The organism is Sulfurimonas sp., from assembly GCF_027056685.1.
GTDB lineage: Bacteria > Campylobacterota > Campylobacteria > Campylobacterales > Sulfurimonadaceae > Sulfurimonas.
In genome coordinates this window covers 1-5,837 of sequence record NZ_JALUKE010000018.1, presented here as the reverse complement: position 1 = coordinate 5,837, position 5,837 = coordinate 1, and the positions used below count along the sequence as shown (strand labels likewise).

The 5,837-nt window shown below is 34.2% G+C and carries 5 protein-coding genes and 1 pseudogene; all 6 read left to right on the top strand.

Annotated elements, in window-relative coordinates; all coding sequences use genetic code 11:
- The first annotated feature begins 159 nt into the window (after positions 1-159).
- Entirely contained in the window at positions 160-1,029 is an 870-nt protein-coding gene (locus MVY38_RS00780; RefSeq protein WP_297482370.1) for an aspartate carbamoyltransferase catalytic subunit, read from the top strand.
- Between the two features lie 9 nt (positions 1,030-1,038).
- Positions 1,039-1,977 carry an aminodeoxychorismate synthase component I gene (locus MVY38_RS00775; RefSeq protein WP_297482368.1) on the top strand — a complete coding sequence of 313 codons (939 nt, stop codon included), beginning with the start codon at positions 1,039-1,041 and terminating at the stop codon, positions 1,975-1,977.
- A gap of 11 nt (positions 1,978-1,988) precedes the next feature.
- Positions 1,989-3,299: a HAMP domain-containing sensor histidine kinase gene (locus tag MVY38_RS00770; protein ID WP_297482365.1), complete on the top strand. Its 1,311-nt coding sequence runs from the start codon at positions 1,989-1,991 to the stop codon at positions 3,297-3,299.
- A 49-nt stretch (positions 3,300-3,348) separates the two neighbouring features.
- On the top strand, positions 3,349-4,332 hold the full coding sequence (locus MVY38_RS00765; RefSeq protein ID WP_297482362.1) for a transaldolase: 984 nt from the start codon (positions 3,349-3,351) through the stop codon (positions 4,330-4,332).
- Positions 4,329-5,528, top strand: a complete 1,200-nt coding sequence (locus tag MVY38_RS00760; RefSeq protein WP_297482360.1) for a type IV pilus twitching motility protein PilT — start codon at positions 4,329-4,331, stop codon at positions 5,526-5,528. Before MVY38_RS00765 ends, MVY38_RS00760 begins: the two co-directional genes overlap by 4 nt.
- Positions 5,529-5,584: 56 nt before the next feature.
- Positions 5,585-5,837: pseudogene (locus MVY38_RS00755) on the top strand (50S ribosomal protein L25); the annotation flags it as partial.

Here is a 5,837-nt window from a genome sequence, read left to right as displayed (position 1 = left end):
GTGCTTGCATTTAACTGCCGTAAGAGTGACGAAAGTTTTGCAAAAGTAAGTGAGCCTTATTTTATAAAAAAGCAACAAGAAGTTCTAAAAGTAGATAAGGACATTGACACAATTTGTGATGTCTTGTATAATCTCTAAAATATTTGATAGGAACTTAATATGCAACATTTAATCCGTACAGATGACTTTAGTGTAGAAGAGATAGAAGCAATTTTAGCTGATGCAAAGCGATTTAGTGATGGGCATTTTGAGAGAATTTTGCAAGATAAAATTATTATTACACTCTTTTTTGAAAACTCCACTCGTACAAAAAGCTCTTTTGAGATAGCAGCGAAACGACTTGGTGCAGAGATAGTTCATCTTGATGTGGCAAAGAGTTCAACGAAAAAAGGGGAAACGCTTGTAGATACTGCAATGAACCTTGATGCTATGGGTCCTCATGCTATTATTGTACGGCATCAAAACGCTGGTGTTCCTAAAATCCTTTCAAAACATACAAAAGCGAGTATTGTAAACGCAGGAGATGGTGCGCATGCCCATCCTTCTCAAGCTCTTCTTGACCTTTATACTCTTAAAGAGCATTTTACAGATGTGAGTGGTAAAAAGATTGCCATAGTGGGTGATATAAAAAATTCTCGTGTGGCAAACTCTAATATTGAACTCTTAACTCGTTTTGGGATGGAGGTCATTCTTGTAGCTCCACCTCATTTCTTGCCAAAAACTTCACTGCGTTTTACGCATTACATTGAAGATATTATTGATGAAGTGGATGCTATTATGAGCCTGCGAACACAAACAGAGAGACACTCCTCTCAAAGTTATGCCTCTTTGAAAGATTATGCGAGTGATTTTTGTATTACAGAAGAGTTAGTGGGTAACAGAGACATCATACTTCTGCATCCTGGACCAGTGCATAGAAATATAGACATATCAGATGTTATGCTTGAAGATCCAAGATGTAAGGTTTTAGAACAAGTGACAAATGGTGTAAATATCCGTATGGCCATTTTAAAAAAGCTTATAGCTTAAAAGCGTCAAATGAGTTTTAAGCGGATTAACTCTTTAGCATCAAAAAGAGAGCCTTTTTTATTTATTAGTGATTTTGAGGCGAAAAATATTGAAGTTATTCCTCTTAATGAATTAGAGAGTGAAGATATAGAGTTTACAATTGATGCAAATTATATTGCTTCTGCTCACCCCCATCGACTGCGTTTAAGAGCCATAGATTTTATAGAGTACAAAAAGAAATTTGAGTATGTTATTGAAAAAATAAAAGCAGGGGAGACTTACCTTTTAAATCTCACCCAAGAGACACCACTTGAGAAGAATCTCTCGTTAAAAGAGATGTACACACTTGCAAATGCACATTATAAGTTACGCTATAAAGATGAGTTTATCTGCTTTTCTCCTGAAACATTTATTCAAATTCAAGGTGATACAATTACAACTTTTCCTATGAAAGGGACTATTGACGCTACTGTGAAAAATGCTAAAGAAAAAATTTTAGCAGATGAAAAAGAGATGGCAGAGCATGTTATGATAGTGGACTTATTACGAAATGACCTCTCAATAGTCGCAAAAGAAGTGCAAGTTGAGAAATTTCGTTATATTACTAAAATAGAAGCAGGCGAGAAAGAGCTACTACAAGTAAGTTCTAAAATAAGTGCAAAACTGCCACAAAACTGGCACGAAAACTTGGGTGATATTTTGAAATCTCTGCTTCCTGCTGGAAGTATAAGCGGAACACCAAAAAAGAGTACGCTCAAAATTATTAAAGAGATTGAAGGGTATGAGAGAAAATTTTTTAGTGGGGTTTTTGGTATTTATGATGGAAAATCATTTGATAGTGGCGTGATGATACGCTTTATAGAAAAGAGAGAAGAGAAGTTCTTTTATAAAAGTGGTGGTGGTATAACACTTGATAGTAGTGTAGAATCAGAGTATCAAGAGATGCTAGATAAAATATATTTGCCATAAGGAAGGCTAAAATGAGTATTCAAGAGAATTTTTTTACAAGTGGCTGGCATTTTGTGGATGATGATGGATTAAAAAATAGGTTTCAGATGATGAATATCGCTATTGTCTTATCATCAATTGGCGTTTTGTATGGGATGTTTATTAATTTTTTAATAAAAGATAATCATGCATTGGGAACTTCTGAATTTATTCTTTTTTGTATAAATATATGTTTACTACTTTTGCTAAGAAAAGATAAAAAGTTTTATAATCTTGTAGCTTCAATCTCAACAACTCAATTTTCTATTTTCCTTATTTTATTGGTTTATATAAGTACACCTGCAGAAATGAAGCTTGTCTGGTTTTTTACCTATCCGATTGTAATGCTCTATATGCCAGAAATTAAAATTTTCTTTTTGTGGTTTTTCTTTTTGATTTTTATGATTTTACTGGCACCATTGCAACCATTTATTGCTATACACTATACATTCTTTCAGCTCTTTTATCTTAGCTTTGTGCTAGTCATCGTGAGTATAATTGTCTATTTTTATAAAAAAAGAATGGAAGAGGCACGCTCTACTATTTTATTGCAACAAAATATTTTAAAACAACAACTTGAAGAGTTAACACAAAAAGACAAGCTGCTTACAATGCAGTCTAAACAAGCTGTAATGGGTGAAATGATAAGTATGATAGCTCATCAGTGGAGACAACCTCTCTCAAGTGTCACGCTCAATATCTCAAATTTTCAGGTAAAACGGATGTTGAATGCAGAGGTGAGTGATAAAGAACTTGACAGGGTATTAAATAATATAAGTGACACCGCAGTCTATCTCTCTGATACCATAAATGATTTTCAGACCTATTTTAACCCTCAAAAAGAGCTAAAGAAAATAGATGTTATAAATTTAGTAAAAAGGGTCATTAATTTTACTTTACCAAGAGTGAAAAATACAAATATTGAGATAAAAATTGATGTAGAAAAGCCAATAATTATTAAAACTTATGTAAATGAAATAATTCAGGTGCTGCTAAACATCTTAAATAATGCCATAGATGAGTTTATAGAGATGAAAATTGAGAATCCTAAAGTTGTTGTTTGCATTTTAAATGAGGAAGATAATGTTCTTATTGAAGTGCATGATAATGCTGGTGGGATTCATAAAGATAACATTGAATCTATTTTTGAGCCTTATTTTAGTACAAAAGGAAAAAATGGAACAGGTTTAGGTCTTTATATGTCTCAGATGATAATGCAGAAGCAGTTTCATACCCATATTGAAGTTTTTTCCAAGGATAGTACAACGGTCTTCAAAATCAGAGTTCCAAAAACACTATCTTAGTTTTATATTTATTGAGTTATAATAATTAAAAATTAAGGACGATTGATAAATGTATATAGAAGATTTGAAGTTTTCACTTTGGGCAGATTTTATTGAAAGAGATTATCTTGAAAATGAATTTAAAGAGTTGATAGAAAAAAAAATTGTAAATGGAGCTACTTCAAATCCGGCAATATTTAAAAATGCCATTTTAAGTTCACCTGCATACAAAGAACAGTTGTCTTCTTTAGACACAACGCTATCTTCAAAAGAAAAATATGAAGCAGTTGCTATATTTGATATTCAAAAAGCAGCGGATGTGCTTGAACCTTTATATAAAAAGGGTGATGATGGATATGTTAGCATTGAAGTAGATCCTTTTCTTTGTGATGATGCTGTGGCGACAGTGGCAGAGGGTAAGCGTCTTTTTAAGGCAATTGAGCGAAAGAATGTGATGATAAAAGTACCTGCTACAGATGCTGGTTACATTGCAATGGAAGAGTTAATCGCTGTAGGCATACCTGTAAACGCAACGCTTATATTTAAAAAGGAGCAGGCACTTAATTGTGCCGCTGCGTTTACAAGAGGAATAACTAAAGCTGGTAAAAGTGTGGATAGTGTAATAAGTATATTTGTGAGTAGAATTGACCGCGCTATTGATGCAATATTACAAGAAAAAGGTGTGCCAACTGCACTTACGGGCATATACAACACTGCTGTGATATACGAAGCGATAGAAGCAATAAAAGTACCGAGATGTAGAGCTCTTTTTGCTAGTACAGGGGTAAAAGATGATTCTTTACCTCCTTACTATTATGTGGAACAACTCTTAGCGTACAATACAGTAAATACAGCACCTATTGCTACAATAAAAGCATTTGATAAAGATGCAAAAAAAGACAAAGTACTGCCTATATCTGCTGAAGTTATAGAGTCTCATTTTAAAAATATACAAGCAGCAGGCATTAATTTAGATGGGGTGCTAAATAAGCAGATAGAAGATGGACTAGAAGCATTTAAAGATGCATTTAAGGAAATATTGGAGGCATTATGAACACTGAAGTAGATGTGAGCAAACTTACTTTTGAAGAGTTAAAAAAGGTAAGAGCGCACCTGAAAAAGATGATTGAGGTTGGCGGAAGTGACCTTCATGTAAAGGCAAACTCTGTAATCCGTGCCCGTATAAATGGTGAGATAAAACAGTTTTCTGGTGGTATTCTCTCGAAAGAGGATGCACTTACTTTTGCAAAGGAACTTTTACGCGGAAGATTTGCCGAATTTGTAGAGAAAAAAGAGCTAGATCTTGTTTATCCTTTTGATGAAAATAACCGTTTTCGTGTTAATATATTTTTTCAGATGGAAGGTGTTTCTGCTGTTTTTCGTGTTATTCCTGTTAAAATACCAACTGCCCAAGAGTTGCATCTTCCTGAAGTTGTGACAGATTTTGCTTTTAAAGAGAGAGGCTTAGTTCTTGTTACTGGAGTAACAGGAAGTGGAAAATCGACTACTTTGGCATGTTTGGTAAATTCCATTAATCTTACTCGTAAAAAGCATATTATTACCATTGAAGATCCAATTGAATTTGTTCACAAAGATAGAGGATGTATCATAAATCAGCGTTCAGTTGGACAAGATACGAACTCATTTGGTTCTGCTCTTCGCGCTGCACTTCGTGAAGATCCTGACATCATACTTGTAGGAGAAATGAGGGATAAAGAAACAGTAAATCTTGCATTGCATGCAGCCGATACTGGACATTTGGTTTTTTCTACCTTGCATACAATTGATGCAAAAGAGACGGTAAACCGTATTATTGCGCAATTTCCAACGGATGAGCAAAATCGTGTGCGTATGTCATTAGCAGGTGTATTGCAGGGTGTTATATCTCAGAGGCTTATTCCAACTGTTGATGGAAAGCGACGCGCTGCTATGGAAGTGCTTGTGCGGACTCCTACGATTGAAAAACTTATTATGGAAAACCGAGATTATGAAATACGAGATGTAATTGAAGCTGGAAAAGAGCATTATAAATCACAAAGTTTTGATCAGGCTATTTTAGATCTTTACCATGAAGGTGTCATATCTAAGAAACAGGCACTTGACAATGCTACAAGCGCATCTGATTTGGAGCTTAAAATCAATGGACTTACAAGTGGAACAATGTCAGAAAATTTTGCACCTTCAGATAATGATGGAAATAGTAATGTCACAGCTGAAATAAATAATGATGATATTTTTGATTTAAAGTAGAAATTAATTAAAATTTAGGTAAAATTGCGTCCATTTTAAAAAACAAAGGACTTCATATGTTAGAAGGTATAGTTAGAGAGAGTATTGGCAAAAAGGGCACAAAAGCACTTCGCCGTGATGGTTATCTAATTGCGAATATTTACGGAAAAGGGCTTGAAAATATCAATGCTGCGTTTAAAGATAATGAGTATATCCGTGCTGTTCGTAATAAAGAGACATTGGCATTTCCAGTTTCAATTAATGGAAACGAAATGAATGTTGTAGTTCAATCATATGAGTCACACGCTGTTACAGGAAAACTTTTACATG

Bases quoted from the DNA above. Each gene is read 5' to 3' on its own strand.
- MVY38_RS00760 (WP_297482360.1), top strand. From the start codon at position 4,329: ATGAACACTGAAGTAGATGTGAGCAAACTTACTTTTGAAGAGTTAAAA.
- MVY38_RS00765 (WP_297482362.1), top strand. From the start codon at position 3,349: ATGTATATAGAAGATTTGAAGTTTTCACTTTGGGCAGATTTTATTGAA.
- MVY38_RS00775 (WP_297482368.1), top strand. From the start codon at position 1,039: ATGAGTTTTAAGCGGATTAACTCTTTAGCATCAAAAAGAGAGCCTTTT.
- MVY38_RS00770 (WP_297482365.1), top strand. From the start codon at position 1,989: ATGAGTATTCAAGAGAATTTTTTTACAAGTGGCTGGCATTTTGTGGAT.
- MVY38_RS00780 (WP_297482370.1), top strand. From the start codon at position 160: ATGCAACATTTAATCCGTACAGATGACTTTAGTGTAGAAGAGATAGAA.